The organism is Acetobacter sacchari (assembly GCF_017377715.1).
GTDB classification, from domain to species: domain Bacteria; phylum Pseudomonadota; class Alphaproteobacteria; order Acetobacterales; family Acetobacteraceae; genus Acetobacter; species Acetobacter sacchari.
On sequence record NZ_JAFVMF010000001.1, the window covers coordinates 330475 to 348717 of the forward strand.

At 56.7% G+C, this 18243-nt stretch carries 18 protein-coding genes, 1 tRNA gene and 1 pseudogene; 16 read left to right on the top strand and 4 right to left on the bottom strand.

Going from position 1 to position 18243, the window contains the following annotated elements:
* The first annotated feature begins 11 nt into the window (after positions 1-11).
* The 4 genes from J2D73_RS01485 (at position 12) to J2D73_RS01500 (ending at position 3367) form a co-directional block, all read left to right on the top strand.
* Entirely contained in the window at positions 12-743 is a 732-nt protein-coding gene (locus tag J2D73_RS01485) for a class I SAM-dependent methyltransferase (protein ID WP_207878672.1), read from the top strand.
* A 214-nt stretch (positions 744-957) separates the two neighbouring features.
* On the top strand, positions 958-2265 hold the full coding sequence (locus J2D73_RS01490; RefSeq protein ID WP_207878674.1) for a heme-copper oxidase family protein: 1308 nt from the start codon (positions 958-960) through the stop codon (positions 2263-2265).
* Positions 2262-3218, top strand: coding sequence for a heme o synthase (gene cyoE, locus J2D73_RS01495; RefSeq protein WP_207878676.1), 957 nt, complete (start codon positions 2262-2264; stop codon positions 3216-3218). The genes J2D73_RS01490 and cyoE overlap by 4 nt, the downstream gene beginning before the upstream one ends.
* Positions 3215-3367 (top strand): hypothetical protein, encoded by a 153-nt coding sequence (locus J2D73_RS01500; protein ID WP_207878678.1) that lies wholly within the window; start codon positions 3215-3217, stop codon positions 3365-3367. Before cyoE ends, J2D73_RS01500 begins: the two co-directional genes overlap by 4 nt.
* Before the next feature lie 15 nt (positions 3368-3382).
* On the opposite strand, the gene rlmB is transcribed toward J2D73_RS01500, so the two are convergent.
* Positions 3383-4267 (bottom strand): 23S rRNA (guanosine(2251)-2'-O)-methyltransferase RlmB, encoded by an 885-nt coding sequence (gene rlmB / locus J2D73_RS01505; RefSeq protein WP_207878680.1) that lies wholly within the window; start codon positions 4265-4267, stop codon positions 3383-3385.
* A 134-nt stretch (positions 4268-4401) separates the two neighbouring features.
* On the opposite strand from rlmB, the gene J2D73_RS01510 reads away from it, so the two are divergent.
* From J2D73_RS01510 to J2D73_RS01520, 4 genes and pseudogenes are all read left to right on the top strand, one after another.
* Positions 4402-4487, top strand: a tRNA-Tyr gene (locus J2D73_RS01510).
* Between the two features lie 150 nt (positions 4488-4637).
* A pseudogene (locus J2D73_RS20620) lies at positions 4638-4991 on the top strand (tyrosine-type recombinase/integrase); the annotation flags it as partial.
* A 50-nt stretch (positions 4992-5041) separates the two neighbouring features.
* On the top strand, positions 5042-5239 hold the full coding sequence (locus tag J2D73_RS20625; RefSeq protein ID WP_243429558.1) for a hypothetical protein: 198 nt from the start codon (positions 5042-5044) through the stop codon (positions 5237-5239).
* A gap of 125 nt (positions 5240-5364) precedes the next feature.
* The gene (locus J2D73_RS01520) at positions 5365-6483 is read left to right on the top strand and encodes an HNH endonuclease (protein WP_207878682.1); all 1119 of its coding nucleotides are present in this window, start codon (positions 5365-5367) and stop codon (positions 6481-6483) included.
* A 76-nt stretch (positions 6484-6559) separates the two neighbouring features.
* On the opposite strand, the gene J2D73_RS20975 is transcribed toward J2D73_RS01520, so the two are convergent.
* The 3 genes from J2D73_RS20975 to J2D73_RS01530 all read right to left on the bottom strand — a co-directional run bounded on the left by J2D73_RS20975 (position 6560) and on the right by J2D73_RS01530 (position 8918).
* A complete protein-coding gene (locus J2D73_RS20975; RefSeq protein WP_279380871.1) occupies positions 6560-6682 on the bottom strand; it encodes a hypothetical protein in 123 nt (40 codons plus the stop codon).
* A 123-nt stretch (positions 6683-6805) separates the two neighbouring features.
* Entirely contained in the window at positions 6806-7789 is a 984-nt protein-coding gene (locus tag J2D73_RS01525) for an aldo/keto reductase (protein ID WP_207878684.1), read from the bottom strand.
* Positions 7790-7928: 139 nt separating this feature from the next.
* The gene (locus J2D73_RS01530; protein WP_207878686.1) at positions 7929-8918 is read right to left on the bottom strand and encodes an aldo/keto reductase; all 990 of its coding nucleotides are present in this window, start codon (positions 8916-8918) and stop codon (positions 7929-7931) included.
* Between the two features lie 168 nt (positions 8919-9086).
* On the opposite strand from J2D73_RS01530, the gene J2D73_RS01535 reads away from it, so the two are divergent.
* The 8 genes from J2D73_RS01535 to J2D73_RS01570 all read left to right on the top strand — a co-directional run bounded on the left by J2D73_RS01535 (position 9087) and on the right by J2D73_RS01570 (position 18146).
* Complete coding sequence (locus J2D73_RS01535; protein ID WP_207878688.1) at positions 9087-9983, top strand: LysR family transcriptional regulator; 897 nt, start codon at positions 9087-9089, stop codon at positions 9981-9983.
* A gap of 661 nt (positions 9984-10644) precedes the next feature.
* Positions 10645-11493: a DeoR/GlpR family DNA-binding transcription regulator gene (locus J2D73_RS01540; RefSeq protein ID WP_207878690.1), complete on the top strand. Its 849-nt coding sequence runs from the start codon at positions 10645-10647 to the stop codon at positions 11491-11493.
* Between the two features lie 17 nt (positions 11494-11510).
* A complete protein-coding gene (gene derI, locus J2D73_RS01545) occupies positions 11511-11999 on the top strand; it encodes a D-erythrulose-4-phosphate isomerase (protein WP_207878692.1) in 489 nt (162 codons plus the stop codon).
* Entirely contained in the window at positions 11959-12984 is a 1026-nt protein-coding gene (locus J2D73_RS01550; RefSeq protein WP_243429522.1) for a substrate-binding domain-containing protein, read from the top strand. The genes derI and J2D73_RS01550 overlap by 41 nt, the downstream gene beginning before the upstream one ends.
* Positions 12985-13009: 25 nt before the next feature.
* Positions 13010-14509 (top strand): sugar ABC transporter ATP-binding protein, encoded by a 1500-nt coding sequence (locus J2D73_RS01555; protein WP_207878694.1) that lies wholly within the window; start codon positions 13010-13012, stop codon positions 14507-14509.
* On the top strand, positions 14499-15515 hold the full coding sequence (locus J2D73_RS01560; protein WP_207878696.1) for an ABC transporter permease: 1017 nt from the start codon (positions 14499-14501) through the stop codon (positions 15513-15515). Before J2D73_RS01555 ends, J2D73_RS01560 begins: the two co-directional genes overlap by 11 nt.
* A gap of 68 nt (positions 15516-15583) precedes the next feature.
* Positions 15584-17305: a dihydroxyacetone kinase family protein gene (locus J2D73_RS01565; RefSeq protein WP_207878698.1), complete on the top strand. Its 1722-nt coding sequence runs from the start codon at positions 15584-15586 to the stop codon at positions 17303-17305.
* A gap of 76 nt (positions 17306-17381) precedes the next feature.
* Positions 17382-18146 carry a triose-phosphate isomerase gene (locus J2D73_RS01570; protein WP_207878700.1) on the top strand — a complete coding sequence of 255 codons (765 nt, stop codon included), beginning with the start codon at positions 17382-17384 and terminating at the stop codon, positions 18144-18146.
* The last annotated feature ends 97 nt before the right edge of the window (positions 18147-18243 follow it).

Below are 18243 nucleotides of genomic sequence, written 5' to 3' on the forward strand. Positions count from 1 at the left end.
AGATAGGGGGCATGAGCGAAGTCTTGCAAGGCGTCCGCGCCGAGTCGGTGGAAGTGGCCTCTTCGATACCCGAGTCTCATGGACCCAAGGTCGCCCTCGACGCTGACGCGGTTAAGGCCGCCTATAAGCGCTGGGCTTCAGTCTATGACGCTGTGTTTGGCGGAGTGTCCGCGTTTGGCCGCCGCCGCGCCGTGGCCGCCGTCAATGCCCTGCCGGGCGAGCGCGTCCTTGAGGTTGGCGTAGGCACGGGGCTTGCGCTGCCGCATTACGTCCCTGGTAAGCGGATTACTGGGATAGACCTGTCTTCCGACATGCTGGCCCGCGCCAGAGAGCGGGTTCGCCGCGAACGCCTGAACAACGTCGAAATGCTTCTGGAGATGGACGCGGAGGACACGCGCTTTCCAGATGCATCGTTCGACATCGCGGTCGCAATGTTCGTCGCTTCGGTCGTTCCGCATCCGCGCCGTTTGTTGAAAGAACTGAAGCGCGTTGTTCGGCCCGGCGGTCATATTCTGTTCGTGAATCATTTTCTTGCGCCGAACGGTCTGCGCGGCGCGGTTGAGCGCGGCATGGCGCGCGCGTCCCACTCTCTGGGCTGGCATCCTGATTTCGCCATGGAGGCGTTGCTGCCGCCTGAAGACATACGCCGTGCCCGGATCGAAGCTGTTCCGCCAGCGGGGATTTTTACTCTGGTGACGTTGAAGCACGAACAGGTCGCCGCGCCGCAGCCTGAAGACGCCTGACGCTACGCATCGGTTTGTTGGGATTGGCGTGCGCGTAGGTGCAATGTCGGTGATGCAGGTCTGTCCCGCTGACGCCGTCAACGGGCTTCATGGCGACGTGAAATCCCGTTAAGGTTGATGAAATAGATGCGATGACGCCGCGCCGCTTCGTCGAGCAGACGTGGGTGGCGGTTCAGGAGGCGTAATCGCCGGAGGTGGAGAGACACTCGGCGCCATGTCTGAAACAGTAGACGCTTCGTTCCGTTCGATGTCCGGGCTGACCGCCCAACGGTCGTCATCTCCTCGATCCGCCGTCGGATATGTAGTGTTCTCCTGCGCTGTGGGAGCTGCGGCCGGCGCGGCTGCGCTGGCGTCGCAATTTGGCCTTCTTCCTTCCGATCTCGCAAAGAAGGCCGGTCACGCTCATTCGATCGCGATGGTGCTGTATGTTGCGCTGCCTGCGTTGCTGGGCGGTTTCGGGGCGCTTTTGGCTCCGGCGGAGCTGCGACGCGGTGTTGGCGCCAGCGCGATCTGCGCCCGGCTTTTATCGCTGTCGCTCGTGTTGATGATCGCCAGTCTGCTGCTGTTCTTTGGTGCGGCAGGGGCGGCGACAAGCGTGTGGGGCGGGCTCGTGTGGTGTCTGGGAGCCGTCGTGATGGCGACGTCCGTTCTCAGCAGAATTCTGGATAGCCGGACATCTGTCGTTTCCGGTGAACGCGGTTCGGCGCACCGTTTCTCCCTGTTTTTATGGACACAGGTCGCGGCGGCAGCCGGGTTGTTGTTCTCGGTTCCGGTGCTGGCGGCGGGCTTGACCCGAGCGCTTGTGTCCGGAGCTTCGACGTCGGATGTGCTGACGTCTTTTGAGATGCCGACGATGATTGTCGTGCTGGTTGCGGCGCTTGGTCTGGCGTCACGTGCGTTCGAGCCCGCTGCAGGTCAGGACGATGATCGGAGAGGCTCTGCCCTTGAAAGCAACGTCGGGCGCGCAGTAGCGGTGGCGGCAGGCGTCGGCGGGCCGGTAATTTGGGCTCATGCGATGATGACGCATCAGGCGCTGGCGCCGGTCGTCTCTTTCGAGACAGGGCTGGCGGCGCTGTGCTCGCTCACGTTTGGCGCCCTCTGGATGTCGCGTTTGTGGCGACGGGCCGTCTCCTTTGCAGGACGCGGGGGCGTGCAACTGTTATGGACGTCCGGTTTCTTCGTCGTGCTGCTTTCGGGCTGGACGGTTGGTGTGGCGGAGGGTGACAGCGTTCATGCCGCCGTGCTGAGCGCATCCGCTCTGGCGTTATTCGGGGCCTTTTACGGTTGGCTCGATAGCGCCGGGCGTTGGTACCCTGCCGTCGCGGCGCGATTCCAGTTTCTGTTTATGTTTGCGGGATCCATTCTGGGCAATCTGGCGGTTTCGCATGCTGGCGGGGCGCTGCAGATCGTCAGCGGCGTCGCGTTTGGCCTGTCGTTGCTGGCTTTGGTTGTTGTTGCTCTTGGTGTTTTCCTAGGTGAGCGATCGACTGACGGCGCGACGATTGCGCAGGTTGCGCGATGAGCGGCGCGAGCCTTGCCGATCGCGCTGCGCGGCCCCGCTATCGCGCTGACCGCGTCGGGACCCGGGCGCATGACTGGGTTCAACTGTTAAAGCCGAGAGTGATTTCTCTGGTGGTCTTTACGGGGGCGGCCGGCCTTGCTGTCGCGCCAGGCCCGGTGAATCCCATTCTCGCAGCGATCAGCATTTTATGTATTTGCCTTGCGTCTGGCGCGGCCGGGTCGATCAACATGTGGTACGACCGCGATATTGATGCGGTCATGCAACGCACCGCGACGCGCCCTATTCCCGGTGGTCGAATTCCCGCTGATGAGACACTTGTTTACGGCGTCGGTCTTTCCGTTCTTTCCGTCGCATTGATGTGGCTGGCGACGAACGCGCTGGCGGCCGGAATTCTGGCGTTCTCGATCTTCTTCTATGCGGTTATTTACACGATGTGGCTGAAGCGTTCGACGCCGCAGAACATCGTCATCGGTGGGGCGGCGGGCGCTTTTCCGCCAATGATCGGCTGGGCCGCCGCCACAGGGTCGCTGTCGGTGCTGCCGGTCGTCATGTTTCTGATCGTGTTCCTGTGGACGCCGCCGCATTTTTGGTCGCTGTCACTTTACGCCTGTAAGGATTATGGGCGCGCGGGCATTCCGATGTTGCCTGTCGTGCGCGGAGCGCGGCACACGCGCTGGCAGATTCTTCTCTACACCCTGATTCTTCTGCCGGTGTCGTTGACGCCTTCCGTGCTGGGGCTTTGCGGTGCGCTCTATACCGTGACGGCGACTTTGCTCGGTCTCGGGTTCGTGGCCTGCGCGGTGCGGGTGCTGCTGGAGAAGCAGGATGATGCGGGCGTCAGTCTCGCCGGCGATCGTGCTGCGCGGGTGTCGTTTCGGTTCTCGCTGGCTTATCTTTTCCTGCTGTTCTGCGGCTTACTCGGGGATCATGCACTGACATGGTGGCTTTCATGAGCACGATCGAACAGCGCCCCTCCGCCATTTTGACGGAGGCTGAATTGCATGAGGCTGATCGTCGCCAGCGCGGCCGGATCGTCGGTCTTGTGAGCTTCACGCTGGCTATGGCGGCGATCATCTATGTGATCGCGCTGATCCGTCTGTAGAATTTTTTCTTTTACTCAATTGGTCCGAATCAGTTCGTAGAGGCCGACCGCCGCTGCTACGGAAACGTTCAGGCTTTCCATGTGGCCCGGCATGTACACGCCTGCGATCTCGTCGCAGGCTTCTCGAGTGAGGCGTCGCAATCCATCGCCTTCCGAGCCCAACACAAGTGCGGCGCGTCGCCCGCCCAGCGACGACCCGTTGAGGCGGCTCCCTCCTGCGTCGAGGCCGATTGTCCAGATATCCTGACGCTTCAGCGTCTCCAGACTCCGCGCAAGATTGACGACGCGTATCAGCGGCACGATCTCAAGAGCCCCGGAAGCGGCCTTGGCGAGTGCGGCGCCTTCATCCGGCGCGTGGCGATCCTGCATGACGATGCATGCGGCGCCGAACGCCGCGGCCGAGCGGAGAATCGCGCCGACGTTGCGGGGATCCGTGACCTGATCGAGCACGAGGATGGGGCCGGGGCGCTCCAGAGCGTCCTCAAGATCCATGGCTTCCAGAGGTTCGACCAGCGCCGCGACGCCCTGATGTACCGTTTCTGCTCCAAGAAGAGCCGCGAGATGCGCCCGGTCTGTGGTCTCAGCCAAGGCGGGGAGTGGCGTTGACAGTCTCTCGATGAAGTCTGGGCGGGCTTCGGCGGTCAGCAGGACGCGGAGAATGGTGCGCGCGGGGTTTTCCAACGCGGCCTGCACCGCGTGAACGCCAGCTAGCCAGTACGGCCCGCCGGGCTTACCCCCTTGCCGCCCACGGCCACGATGCTCGCGAGGCGCACGCTGGCCCTCGTTGCGGGTGGCTGATGGCTGCCCCGGGTGCTCATGCGGTGCGGCGCGTTCTGAGCGCCTCTGCTGCGGGCGAGAGGATGGCTGGGGACGGGGTGCTGATGAGCGTGGCTTAGGCATGAATGCAGCTATACGATTACGGTGCGCATCCGTCATCATTTCGCGCGCCCGCTGTTCGCCAGGGCGCGGAATACGTTTGTGTGACGAAACCGCATTGACAGGAGGGGACGAGCGCCGTAATTCGTCTCCGCGTCGGAAGGGTGCCCGAGTGGCTAAAGGGGGCGGACTGTAAATCCGCTGGCGTGCGCCTACGTTGGTTCGAATCCAACCCCTTCCACCACGATCCTGAAAATTTAATAAAACCAACGAACTACACCGTGCTGTCGGTAGTGATCAGCTACCTCGTCGGTGGTTGTCTGTCGGTAGTCCCTCATGGCTAAAAAGGGACCAGACATGCGTGGTTTGAAGCGTACGGCGGACTGCGCCGCTCATGGACCTGCTGCGGATCGCTCGGCTAACAGGGGCACGCGAAAACGAACTGTGCAGCTTGACGGTGAGCCGCATCGTGAATCGCGGCGGCGCTCATGGACCGCTCTGGGGCATTTCGGTGACGGAAGAGCACGCCAAGACGGAGAACTCCGTCCGCAAGGTTCCGCTCCCCCCGCGGTTAATGCCTATTAAAGCGAGACGCTTGCGGGATGCGGAGGCGACGGGCGGACCGGACGCCGTGCTGTTCCCTGAGTGCAGGCCCGGTGGCGTGGGCAAGAAGCGCGGTCATGTCTTCTCGCAATGTTTCACGGACCTGCGGCGGGCCGTGCTGGGCGTGGAAGGCAACGGCGTGGTGAACTTTCACAGCTTCAGAAAATCGTTTGGCGCCTTCATGCGGGAGCGCATTTGGCCGGTGTTCCAAAATGCCAGCTTTTGGTTGCACAGAAGCTGCTTGACCATAAGCCGCAGACGATCGCAGAGGCGGTTTATATGGAGGACGAGTTACAGTGGGCCGTTTGCGGATGTGCGATCCTCGGCGTGGTCGAAAGCGGGATGCCGGAGGGCGTGCGGGAGGCTCTGGGCGTCGTTTGCAAAACAACTTAATGCTTATACCCGGCGGTCTGCGACGGACTGAGCAGGTCAACAAAAATACCATCGCCTCGCCGCCGGAACACTTTCAGGTGTGAAGAAACACTTCGGATATTGCCTTCACTGGTGTAGGTTGAGCCATGCCGAATTGTGCGCTTTGCAATACCAACATCGACCGCTCGAATGATTCCGCAGAGCATATCATACCAAATGCCATCGGCGGTTCTCGTAAAATACGCGGCTTTCTTTGCGCTCCATGCAACAACACGAGCGGGCATAAATGGGATGCGGAACTTGCCGCGCAACTGAACGGCCTGTGTCATCTTTTCGATATTAGGCGAGAACGTGGCGAGCTTCCGATGCTGACTATCCGCACGACTGCTGGAGAAGTCATGCAAAAGTTGAGAGACGGGCGGCTTCAATTGCCGCAACCGAAAGTTTCGCTATCGGAGACCGACCGTGGCTTCAAATATAACGTGACCGCACGCAACGCATCTGAGGCTATGAAAATTCTTCGCGGAATTAAAAAGAAACATCCGCAATTAAATATTGACGAGGAGATGTCGAAAAGCACGCGGCAGACAACTTACCTTCAAGGGCTGGTTGAGTTGCCGATTCAAATTGGTGGCGCTCTCGCTGGGCGCTCAATAGTCAAGTCTGCTGTCGCCTTTGCTCTCGATTGCGGAATCTCTTTTGAATTTTGTAATTTAGCCATAAATTACATGAGAAATGATGAAGGCGAGGCCTGCTTCGGTTATTGTGCAACAACCGACATTCTTGTCGATAGGCCCACAAGCAAGCCGTTACATTGTGTGGCTATTTCGGGCAATCCAGACACCGGGTTACTCATCGGATATGTCGAATATTTTGGCTTTCTTCGATCGGTCGTCTTGCTGTCTGAAAGCTATACAGGTGCGGAATGTAACAGGTCTTATGCCATCGACCCGACGACCAGAGAGCAATTGGAAATAATGACCCGATTTGATTTCTCTCGATCCGATATGGAGGATATCTTCGAGTACAAGCACTGTGATTTCGAACACCTAAAAACAGCCGCTGACAGCGTGATCGCGCCTGCGTTAACTCGCTTGCGAGAGCGCGAAACTCAACATGCAATTGAGGATGCCATCGATATTGCACTGACAGATTGCGGCGTCAAAAGAGGCGAACGTCTTTCGTTGGAGCAGTCAAGAAAAATCGCAGATAGCATCGCAAGGCGGGTTGTGGATTTTTACATGCATTCAAATCGGCTCAGATAAACCTTGTCTTCTTGAAGCAATAGGCTGCGTTAACTGAACGGAGCCAATGTCCGTTAAACGGTCCTGACAACGCGCCCTAATCGTTCCCTACACGCCCCCCCTCAATAGCAGTCCGCGTCCGCTCGCGGAACGACGCAGGCGCCATCAGGGTGTCATGGATTGCCAGCACAACGCCTTCCTGATCGAGTATGGCCGCCATTGCCTGCCGCATAAAGGCCGTCAACCGACGATCGGGGACGATTAATGCGGCTACGGCCTGTGAATTGCGGAGTGTCGCCCGGTCTAATGAATTAATGGTTTGTTGTGGTAAAAAGCGAGAATATCAATCGAAATAGGTCGGAAGTCGCGGGGCGTAAGGCTGTTCCAGAGAGGCGACTTCCTTGGGGCTGAGTTTGATATCGAGCGCCGCGACGGCGTCGGCGAGATGCTTTGGTCGCGTTGCGCCGATAATCGGCGAAGTGACAAGAGGATTATTGAATACCCATGCCATCGCCGCAGTGGCCATCGAGACACCATGTGTAGCAGCGATTTTTTCGACGGCGTCGATGATGGGCTTGTCGCTATGCAGGAACAGTGGACGGCCAGACCTGTCTTCAGTTGGATTGTTTGCTCCCCGCGTGGTGCTTTTGTCTCCCCAGGGGCGCGTGACGAGGCCTGCGGCCAGAGGGCTCCATGGCAACGATCCGACGCCCTGATCGGCGAGCACGCCAAACATTTCACGTTCCTCCTCTCGTTGCACCAGATTGTACTGGTGTTGCATGGAGACAAATCGCGTCCAGCCGTTCAGGGCTGCGATATACTGCATTTTGGAAAACTGCCATGCCCACATTGACGAAGCGCCGATATAACGGGCTTTCCCAGCCTTCACGACGTCGTGCAGGGCCTCCATTGTTTCCTCGACCGGCGCGTTCGGATCAAAACGATGGATCTGATACAGGTCGATATAGTCAGTTCCCAGTCGTTTCAGGGAAGCGTCGATCTGCTCCATCACCGCCTTGCGCGACAAGCCAGACCCGCCGGGACCGTCGTGCATCGGGAAATTCAGCTTGGTTGCAAGAACGATATCATCACGACGTGCGAGGTTCGCAATCGCTCGTCCGACGATTTCTTCCGAGGTGCCCTGACCGTAAACATTGGCGGTATCCCAGAACGTTATTCCCAGATCAAGCGCCTGCCGGAAAATGGGTTGAGCGTCCTCTTCGCTCAATGACCATGAGCCCGAGAAACCGCCTGTGCCAAAGCTCATGCATCCAAGTGTGAGGCGGCTTACCTTCAGGCCGGAATTACCAAGTCGCGTGTATTGCATAAATCACCTCATAGATTCCGTTTGCTTCCGGGGTAGGCAAAGAGCCGCAACCTGCTTTCGTGGTGGGCGCGAACGGAAAACATTGCATCGTTGACTTCCGGCGTCTGGCCAGTAGCCGGTTTTGCGACTCATCGACGTTTTAGAGACCGGTCATCGCCATGATCTGTGCGGGATAGCGTTCGCCTTCTATCCGAATCGCCGACGCTGCCGTTTCGATTTTTTCTAGGTCAGATGGCGTTAGATCGACGCTTGCAGCTCCGAGGTTTTCTTCAAGCCGGTGTAGTTTGGTGGTGCCGGGGATCGGCACGATCCATGGCTTGCGCGTAAGCAGCCATGCGAGCGCAATTTGGGCGGGCGTGGCGTTCTTCTCCCAAGCGATCTCTTTCAGCAGGTCGACCAGCGCCTGATTTTTGTCCATAGCTTCCGGGGTGAACCGAGGAATGATCGCGCGAAAATCGCCTTCGCCAATTCTGGTGTCCTTGTCCATCGCGCCGGTCAGGAACCCTTTGCCGAGAGGGCTGTAGGGAACGAGGCCAATCCCCAGCTCCTCGCAAAGATCAAGGATGCCGTTGGTCTCGACGCCACGGGTCCACAGCGAGTATTCGTTCTGGAGAGCTGTGAGTGGTTGCACGGCATGAGCGCGCCGCGCGGTCGCAGCGCTGGGTTCGGACATCCCGAAGTGCTTCACCTTGCCCTCGGCGATCAAGTCCTTGACTGCGCCAGCAACGTCCTCGATAGGCACATTTGGATCGACGCGATGCTGATAGAGAAGGTCGATCTGCTCGACGCCAAGCCGCTTGAGCGAAGCGTCGGCGGCGGCTTTGATGTTTTCGGGGCGGCTGTTCAACCCGGACTGCTTGCCGTCGACGAAATTGAACCCGAACTTCGTGGCGATAACCACCTGCTCACGCACCGGATGCAGCGCTTCTCCGACCATCTCTTCATTGGTGAACGGGCCGTAGACTTCGGCCGTATCGAAGAAGCTGACGCCACGATCCACCGCCTGACGGATTAGCGTCACGCCCTCAGCTTTCGTGACTCTGGTCGCGTAGCCAAAGTCGAGGCCCATGCAGCCATAACCCAATGCGGATACTTCGGGGCCGCGAGCCCCAAGGCGTCTTTTCAGCATTGCTCATTCCTTTCAGTCGGCTGGGTCGGGGTGGAAGGCCTCAGGGAGGCGATCACTTTCCACGCGCCGCAACATGGCCGTAGCGTTATGTGAACGTCCTACATAACGCTCGCTTCGCTTATGAATTAGATGCTAAGTTCCGCATGAAGTTATATTTTAGGTTCATATATGAAGCGCGACGAACTTGGCGACTTGATGGCGTTTCTGATTGTCGCTGAGGAGCGGAGCTTCACGCGTGCGGCCGCTCGGCTGGCGACGTCGCAATCTTCGCTCAGTCATACTGTCCGGCGTCTGGAAGAACGGATGGGGGTGCGGCTTCTGACGCGCACCACCCGTAATGTCGCGCCTACCGAAGCTGGAGAGCAGCTTGCGGAGACCCTGCGGCCTGCGTTTAATGATATAGTGGCGAAGATGAATGCGATCAGTGCGCTACGGCAAAGACCAGCGGGCTTGATTCGGGTTACGACCAGCAGGCATGCCGCCCAAACCATTCTGATGCCCGCGGCGAAGCGGTTGATGCTTGATTATCCAGAGATCAGGATCGAACTCACCGTCGATCAGAGGTTAGTCGATCTCGTTGCGGAGAGATACGACGCTGGCGTCCGGTTGGGCGAGCAAGTCGAAAAGGACATGGTGGCCGTTAAAATTGGCCCGGACTTGCGCATGGTAGTCGTGGGTTCGCCGGAGTATTTTGCGGTAAATCCTAAACCTATGACCCCTCATGATTTGACTGCGCACAATTGCATTAATATCCGGCTGCCTACGTACGGCGGTCTTTACGCATGGGAGCTCGAAAAGGATGGGCGAGCTCTGAATGTGCGCGTGGAGGGGCAGTTCGTCTGCAACGACGTTCCGATGATTATAGACGCGGCCCTCAGTGGTCTGGGGCTTGCATGTTTGCCGGAGGATCAGTTCGACGCTTTGATTGACGAGGGGCGGCTGGTGCGTGTTCTGGAGGATTGGTGCCCGCCGTTCTCCGGCTATCATCTCTATTATCCCAGTCGCCGCCAGACCTCGCCAGCGTTTAATCTGCTGGTTGAGGCGTTGCGTTATCGCGAGTTATAGAATTGCACGCAGTAAATATTAATTTGGTGTTTTGTTATTGAATTATATATTTAAATAACGCGACGAAAACGTGAGTATATATTAAAATTTACTTTGCGCTAATAACGAGTATTGTTTGCTGTTGATCTGCGTAGTGTGTCTCCGTCCGCAAAGCTGCTGGCAGTGTTTCGACGGCGCAGGGGCTCAAGGCGCCGATCGCCGACGATTGGTGTTTGTTATTATGGTTATTGATGAAACCACGCTCATGATCTTTCGGTGACGCCGTGAGCTTGTGGGCAATCTAAGGGCGCTAATGTGCTCCGGGACAAGCGCCACTTTCTCAGTTCGAGAAGAACCCTGGCTTTCATCCGCTTGAGCCCCAATCGGTCACGGCGACTGCTCATCTGTCTTCGGCCGTGGGTAAGCGGAGAAAACCAGGTTGCGTTGCCGCGTGGGCGGCGGCTTGTGACGTCACTCACACAGTGATGTGATATTTGTATCATTATCACATAAAAAATACCACTTTACTGTGATCTTCATGTTCTCTATGTGAAGTTGTGCCGGTTGGGTGAACTCGTTCGCGCAGAAGACGAGACGCCCTCCTGCCGGGCTTTCTGGCCGCTGCGCGGCGGGGGGCCTGGTGCTATCAGTCATGAGGGGCACAAAAAGGAGAGCGTGATTTATGGCGCGTTCAGTCGATACAGGTGGCGTATCAGGAGCGGTGGCGGCGCGACGTCAGGCGTTGCTGCAGTACGTTACTGCAAACGGTAATGCGCAAATTGAGGAGTTGGCCGAACACTTCGCGACCAGCCGCATGACGGTGCACCGTGACGTTCAGGCTTTGGCGGCCGAAGGCTTGCTGCGAAAAGTGCATGGAGGCGTGACCACGCTTTCCACAGGAAGTGTGGAAACCAGCATTTTGCATCGTTCGCGGCGTGCAACTCACGAAAAGCGGGCGATTGCGAATGTCGCGTCCCGGTTAGTGTCGGCAGGCGATATCGTGGTGCTCGACGACTCGTCGACTGCCGCAATACTGAGCGATTACCTGGTCCAAAAGGCGCCGCTGATTGTCATAACCAACAGTCTGGGAACGGGGGCGCGTCTCTCATCCGCCCGTGGAATCGAGCTAATCTCACTGGGGGGGCAATATCGGCCGACATTCGATGCGTTTTTTGGAAACCTTTGCGAATTGTCGGTGTCTGCGTTGAGGGCGAACACATTGTTCATGTCCGTGTCTGCAATCCATGGCACGACGGCCTATCATCAAGAGCAGGAGGTCATCAAAGCCAAGCTTGCCATGATGGAGATCGTCGATCGGAGAGTTTTGCTTGTCGACAGCATGAAATTCGACGTCAGCGCTTTGAACCGACTGGCGGATCTAACTGCTTTTGACATCGTTATAACGGACGCCGGAATTGCGCCGGATACAAGGTCGCGTCTGGAAGATGCTGGCGTCAACTTGCAGATTGCCTCTCTGCGCCCCGAACGTGGGGCGAATCAGGCGGAGGTCATGCAGGTCTCTGAAGAATAAACAGAAGGAGTGGAAAGATGCGTATTGTGGTCGGAGGTGACAGCGCGGGCGAGGGATTGGCGCATGTTCTGTACGAATACTTGTCTCAGAAAGAGGGTTTGACGGTCGTTGATATGTCACACCCGCGCGGCGGCGACAAGGAACTGTATTCCGAACTAAGTGAGCGTGTGTGTCTCTCCATCATCGACGGTGAGTTCGACCGCGGCATCTTGTGTTGCGGCACAGGTATTGGCGTGTGCATGTCGGCGAACAAAATTCCAGGAATACGCGCGGCGCAGACGCATGATACCTACTCGGCGGAGCGCGCAGCGCTTTCAAACGACGCGCATATCATCACGATGGGAGCGCGTGTTATCGGTGCGGAGTTGGCTAAAGTGATTGCTGACGCCTGGATTATGAAGAGTTTTGATCCCAAAAGTGCGTCCGCCAAAAACGTAGCTGGCGTTGACGCGTTGGGAAGAAAATATGGTGGTAAGGCGGGACGCGAGGATAAGCTGGCCTGTTAACACGCCCGAATTGAAAATAACCGGACAAGACGGTTTCGAAAGAAAAATAAAAATGAAACATGTTTTTCTGCTTTCTGCAATTCTGGCCGCAGGCGTCATGGTTTCGCCGACACCAATGAAGGCGGCGGATACGAGTGGTCCAATGCGCTTTGTGTTGATTCCGAAGACGGTTCACCCCTGGTTCGACAAGGTCAACGCTGGCGCGCAGTCGGCCGCTACGATGCTGAGTAAGGCGACGGGACAGCAAATTACGGTTGAGTATCGTGCGCCGCAAAATGCTGACGTCTCGATGCAAAATGACATCATCGAGCGAGCGATTGCGACACATCCGAATGGAATTTTGTTGGATCCTCTTGATGAAAAGGGGAATCGTTCGACCATGGAGGAAGCTGACGGTCAGGGTGTGGGACTGACGGTGTTTGACTCGCCTCCACCGCAGGGCATGGACGTGACCGGCGTCGGTGCAGATTTTTGCGAACAGGGCACGTTGGCGGCTGAACGATTGGTCAAATTGATAGACGAAAAGGGGGAAGTCGCGATTATGATGGGCGTACCCACCGCGCCTAATCATTCCATTCGTGCGCAGTGCGAGCAGAAGGTGTTCGCAAAATACCCTGCTATAAAAGTGGTCGCCACGGGCATCGACAATGACAGCATCGAGACGGCGCAGAAGCAGGCGTCGGCGATTATGCAGGCTCACCCCAACCTGGTGGGATGGGTGGCTTGCGACGCTGCAGGGCCGGTAGGCGTAGGGCAGGCAATTCGGGAGAGTGGCCAAACCGGTAAGGTAAAGGAAGTCGGGCTCGACAATCTCAATGATATGATCCAGTTGATCAAAGACGGAGTCGCGGAGTCGTCGGCGTCAAGTCGTCCGGAAATGCAGGGTTATTGGGCTGTCGTTGCGGCGTGGCAGAAAGCGGCCGGGCAGAAGACCCCAAAAAATATCGATACCGGAATAGACATTATCACCAAACAGTCTCTTTAAGGTTATCCGACGCCTGGAGGTGAACATGTCGTTTCTGAAGGTTGCAGGAATCCGTAAGGAGTACCCAGGCGTCGTTGCTCTGGATCGTGTCGATCTGTCGCTAGAACCGGGAAGAATTCATATTCTTGCGGGTGAAAATGGGGCGGGCAAATCTACGCTGATCAAGACCATTACAGGTCTTGTAACGCCTGACGCCGGTTCGATAGATATTGAGGGAGAGGACGCGCTGGCGAACAGGGCGCTCTTTTCTAAAATAGCTTATGTGCCGCAAGAGTTGAATTTATTTGCGTCGATGACCGTCGCAGAAAATATGTTCATGCCATTCGGGCGTGCGGGTTTTGGTGGTCTCGCGGTATCGCGGCGCGCCATGAAAGTTGCTGCGGATAAATTTATTGAACGTTTCGGCATGCATTGCCTGGCTGACCAATCGGTGAGTAGCATCAGCGTGCCGGATCAGCAGCTTCTGCAGATTGCACGCGCTGCGTCGCGTGACAGTTTTGGCGTATTGATACTGGATGAACCAACTTCGTCTTTGACGGCGAACGAGACACAACATCTTTTCGGCATTATTCGTCAACTTTGTGCAGAAGGTGTTGCAATTGTATTTGTATCTCACAAAATGGAAGAAATATTCGAATTGGGAGATACGGTGACGGTGCTGCGAAATGGGCGTAGCGTCGGGACCTACTCCATGACGGATATGACGGAAAGCCGCCTTATTCATCTGATGTCGGGGAACAGCATATCCCTTGAGGAGCGCTTCCAGCCACGGCGGGAGGCAGGAGAAGTGCTGCTGTCTGTAGAGGGATTGGCGGGGCCGGGATTTTCCGATGCAAATTTCTCCGTCAGGCGCGGAGAAATCGTAGGATTCGCTGGCCTGGTCGGTGCAGGACGCTCCGAGTTGATGCAAACTATGTTTGGATATTATCGGGCGACGGGTGGCAAGTGCCTGCTGGATGGAGCGGCTATTCCACCGGGCCGTACTGACAAGGCTGTTGCAGCAGGTATGGTCTACTTGTCCGAAGAAAGAAAGCACCACGGAATCTTCCCGCTTCTCAGCGTAAGGGAAAATATAGGGGCCTCCATAATGGATCAGCTCACTCGGGGCGGAGTGATCTCCGGACGCAAAGAGCAGGACAGAATCAAAAATATAGTTCGCGATTTCGACGTGAGAACATCGTCGGTCGAAAAAAGTATAAAATTCCTTTCCGGGGGTAACCAACAAAAAGCGATTATCGGACGTGCGATGGCGAGACGTCCTAAAATTCTCATATTTGACGAACCAACAAAAGGAATTGATATAGGAACAAAATTTCAAATCTACAAAATCATGCAAGAATTGGCGGAAGGCGGGGCTGGAATCATTCTGGTTTCCTCTGAAATGGCTGAACTGCAACGGTGTGCGAGCCGTATCGTTACAATGTACGATCGTCGAATCAACGGTTCGTTTGATCAGGCGTCCACCGACGTCAACACACTCGTAGGCGCGATCATTGGCGCCCGGGAGAGTCGTCATGTCGCATGAAACTACTGCCCCAGCCGCGGCTTCGCCGACAGCGGAAAAGAAGCTGCTGAAGACATTAATCGATCGCTTTGCAGGGAATTCGCTTGGCGGCGTTATGGCCGCTCTGGTCATCATTTTTATTGTCGCATGCTTCCTTTCGCCATACTTCCTGACGCGCTTTAACATGATGATCATCGCGCGTTCTCTGGCGTTTATTGGCCTGATCACTATCGGTCAGGCGATTTTGATGATTCTTGGTGAACTGGATCTCTCTGTCGGCGCTATAGGGGGCCTGAGCGGAATCGCCAGCGGTGTCCTGATGGTGCAATATGGAGTCAACCCTTGGGTTGCGATCATCTTGTGCCTGTTCCTTGGCGCAGCATGTGGTTTGTTGAACGGGCTGCTTGTGACCCGGCTTCAGCTTCACTCGCTTGTGCTGACGATTGGTATGGCTGGCGTGTATGGCGGCGCGATACTTGTGGCGACGAAGGGCGTTGCAATCACCGGAATCCCGCACGACATCACATTTCTCGGTAGTGGCATGATCGCGGGAGTGCCTATCCCCTTTGTCGCTTTGCTGGCGATCCTGATTGTTGTGGGATTTGTCATGCAGCGCACCCCATTGGGAAGGTATGTATACGCAATAGGCAGTAATGCGGAAGCTGCGCGTATGCTGGGTCTGCGGGTCGCGGCAATCCGCGTAGGCGCTTTTGTGACTGCCGGATTTCTGTCGGCGGTTGCGGGCATCCTGATGGTGGCGAGGTTGGGGAGCGCGCAACCTTCGATAGGCGATACATGGGTTCTATCGCCTATTGCAGCGGCCGTAATTGGCGGTGTGGCGACGACGGGTGGCCTTGGGAGTCCAATCGGAGCTGTCCTCGGGGCCGTGATTATCGGCATTATCGAAAACATCATCGTCCTTTTTGGAATATCTCCATACTGGCAATCGATCGTAAGCGGCGGAATCGTCGTGCTCGCGATTTCCTTCGATTCCCTGACGCGTCGTTATCTCAACCGCAGCGCGTGATGGCGATCCATTTCGCGCCGTGACCCAAAGACCAATTCCGAAAAATAAAAAATAAAGGAACCGCATCAATGACTCGGATTTGCGGAGATGCTTCTGAATTCGCGGCTTCGGCTCTTCATGGCTACTGCCTTGCGCACCACGATATCGTGAGGCCCGTGCGGGGAGGAGTTGTGCGTCGCACGCAGAGCGACAACGGAAGAGTTGCGTTGGTAGTGGGCGGCGGTTCAGGTCATTACCCGGCGTTTGTAGGGTATGTGGGTAAAGGGTTCGCCGAAGCCTCCGTAGCGGGCGATATATTCGCTTCCCCGTCTACGCAGGCGATCATCAACGTAGCTCGAGCCGCCAACAGGGGGGGCGGCGTTATTTTAGGTTACGGAAATTACGCCGGAGATGTTCTTAATTTCGGCATCGCTGCCGAGAGGCTTCGCGACGAAGGCATTGATGTTCGTGTGCTGGCCACCACCGATGATGTTGCGAGCGCAGACGATTCCAATCGAGCGATGCGGCGCGGAATTGCCGGTGATCTGACCATTTTCAAAATAGCTGGAGCCGCCGCGGAAGCGGGACTCCTGATCGACGACGTTGATCGTATTGGTCGACACGCTAATGACTGGACGCGGACGTTCGGCGTCGCGTTTGGTGGATGCACTATTCCCGGAGAGAAAAACAAGCTCTTTACGGTGCCAAAAGGTAGAATGGCGCTGGGCTTAGGCCTGCATGGGGAACCGGGTATCGACGAGCAGGATATTCCTGACGTTCAGCATTTGGCGAAACTGCTGTTCGAGCGCGTTATGAACGAGGCGCCAGCAGGCGCCCCGGCGAAAGTCGCTGTGCTTCTCAATGGCCTTGGCAGCACGAAGTATGAAGAGTTGTTTGTTCTGTGGGAGGCGTTAGGCGCCCTTTTTGTTGATGCTGGCCTTACTGTTGTCGCGCCGCTTGTAGGCGAATATGCGACCAGTCTGGAGATGGCGGGCTGTTCTCTGACCTTTACATGGCTTGACGATGAGCTTGAGCAGTTTTGGCGGGCGGAGGTGCATACTCCTGCGTTGAACAGGGCGAGAGTGGACGGAGAGGCGCTGTTGGCTCTACCGGCTGAAGAAAGTTCGGTGTTCTCGTTTGAGAAAGCCTCCTCCGTCGACGGCGAGGCTGGCGGACGTTGTGTCGCGGGGGCGTTGCTGAAGCTGTCGCAGGCATTGGCGAAGGCCGAGGCCGAACTCGGGCGTATTGACGCGCAGGCGGGGGATGGAGATCACGGGCAGGGGATGGCGCGGGGTTCGGCTGCAGCAGAACGTATGGCCCAGCAAGCTGCAAAGGTTGGAGCCGGCGCGATGAGCGTGCTCGGCGCGGCTGCGGATGCCTGGGCCGACAGAGCTGGAGGCACCTCCGGAGCGCTGTGGGGAGAGGGCCTGAGGGCCTTTAGCACCGCGTTGAATGATGATGCTAAGCCGACAGCGGAACAGCTTGTGAGAGGGGCGCGTTTAGCGATGGACCGCATAATGACTCTAGGCGGGGCTAAACCGGGCGACAAGACCTTGATCGATGCGTTGGCGCCGTTCGTGGAGGCGTTTGATCATGGGGTCAAATCTGGACGGCCTGTTGTTGATGCGTGGCGCGTGGGAGCGGAGGCCTCCCAAAAAGCGGCTGACGGAACGAGGGATCTTACACCACGTCTTGGTCGTGCACGTAATCATGCGCAGCGGAGCATAGGGCTTCCAGACGCAGGAGCTTTGTCCCTCGCGCTTGCGGCGCGCGTCGTTGGTGAATTTCTTTCCAATAAGACTGATTATTAATTTTAAGTATCTGACGATAATTTCTTCTCAAATATACGCGGGCGTCCAAGTGTTTTGGAATTTTTAAGGCATGACTATGAGCAAGCATCCGTTTTGGGTCGGGACCAGTTGGAAAATGAACAAGACTCTTCCCGAAGCGGAAGATTTTTGTAGTGAGTTGCGAAAGCGTTTTCCCCACCGCGATGATGGCATCCAACGGTTCATAATTCCGCCGTTCACTATGGTTCGGGACGTCAAGCATATGATCGCCGATCTTCCGGTCAAAGTAGGGGCGCAAAATATGCATTGGGAAGATTCTGGAGCATGGACGGGAGAGATATCCCCTCCCATGCTAATTGATTGTGGTCTTGATCTGGTCGAGTTGGGACATTCAGAACGGAGAGCGCACTTCGGCGAAACTGACGAAACGGTCGGACTGAAAGTCGCCGCGGCTCTTGCCCATGGGTTGACTCCACTAATCTGCATAGGAGAGACCGCTGAAGACAAAAGTAACGGGAGAGCGGACTCTGTCCTCGAGCGTGAAGTAAGGGCGGCTCTTCGGCATGTAGCCGCGAAAGAAGCATCGACCATTTTGCTGGCATATGAGCCAGTTTGGGCTATCGGCGAGCGCGGTACTCCTGCAAGTGCTGATTACGCTGATGCGCGGCATAAACATATTTCGACAGTCGCCGAAGATTGTCTGGGGCGGAAGTTGCCGTGTTTATATGGCGGGTCTGTAAATCCAAAGAACTGCCGAGAGTTAGCTTCATGCTCCCACATCGACGGGTTGTTTATTGGACGGTCTGCGTGGGACGCGGTCGGGTACTGCGATATACTTGATCGGGTTTCGGGCGTTTTGTAGCAATCGGTTAGTTGGGCTGGAACCTTGCTGCCCCAGGGCGATCGCGTGCGGCCTTGACCATCCTTATGCGTCTACCGCCGCAAAATAAATTTTATTG

Bases quoted from the DNA above. Each gene is read 5' to 3' on its own strand.
- J2D73_RS01485 (WP_207878672.1), top strand. From the start codon at position 12: ATGAGCGAAGTCTTGCAAGGCGTCCGCGCCGAGTCGGTGGAAGTGGCC.
- J2D73_RS01490 (WP_207878674.1), top strand. From the start codon at position 958: ATGTCTGAAACAGTAGACGCTTCGTTCCGTTCGATGTCCGGGCTGACC.
- cyoE (WP_207878676.1), top strand. From the start codon at position 2,262: ATGAGCGGCGCGAGCCTTGCCGATCGCGCTGCGCGGCCCCGCTATCGC.
- J2D73_RS01500 (WP_207878678.1), top strand. From the start codon at position 3,215: ATGAGCACGATCGAACAGCGCCCCTCCGCCATTTTGACGGAGGCTGAA.
- rlmB (WP_207878680.1), bottom strand. From the start codon at position 4,267: ATGCCTAAGCCACGCTCATCAGCACCCCGTCCCCAGCCATCCTCTCGC.
- J2D73_RS01520 (WP_207878682.1), top strand. From the start codon at position 5,365: ATGCCGAATTGTGCGCTTTGCAATACCAACATCGACCGCTCGAATGAT.
- J2D73_RS20975 (WP_279380871.1), bottom strand. From the start codon at position 6,682: ATGGCGGCCATACTCGATCAGGAAGGCGTTGTGCTGGCAATCCATGAC.
- J2D73_RS01525 (WP_207878684.1), bottom strand. From the start codon at position 7,789: ATGCAATACACGCGACTTGGTAATTCCGGCCTGAAGGTAAGCCGCCTC.
- J2D73_RS01530 (WP_207878686.1), bottom strand. From the start codon at position 8,918: ATGCTGAAAAGACGCCTTGGGGCTCGCGGCCCCGAAGTATCCGCATTG.
- J2D73_RS01535 (WP_207878688.1), top strand. From the start codon at position 9,087: ATGAAGCGCGACGAACTTGGCGACTTGATGGCGTTTCTGATTGTCGCT.
- J2D73_RS01540 (WP_207878690.1), top strand. From the start codon at position 10,645: ATGGCGCGTTCAGTCGATACAGGTGGCGTATCAGGAGCGGTGGCGGCG.
- derI (WP_207878692.1), top strand. From the start codon at position 11,511: ATGCGTATTGTGGTCGGAGGTGACAGCGCGGGCGAGGGATTGGCGCAT.
- J2D73_RS01550 (WP_243429522.1), top strand. From the start codon at position 11,959: ATGGTGGTAAGGCGGGACGCGAGGATAAGCTGGCCTGTTAACACGCCC.
- J2D73_RS01555 (WP_207878694.1), top strand. From the start codon at position 13,010: ATGTCGTTTCTGAAGGTTGCAGGAATCCGTAAGGAGTACCCAGGCGTC.
- J2D73_RS01560 (WP_207878696.1), top strand. From the start codon at position 14,499: ATGTCGCATGAAACTACTGCCCCAGCCGCGGCTTCGCCGACAGCGGAA.
- J2D73_RS01565 (WP_207878698.1), top strand. From the start codon at position 15,584: ATGACTCGGATTTGCGGAGATGCTTCTGAATTCGCGGCTTCGGCTCTT.
- J2D73_RS01570 (WP_207878700.1), top strand. From the start codon at position 17,382: ATGAGCAAGCATCCGTTTTGGGTCGGGACCAGTTGGAAAATGAACAAG.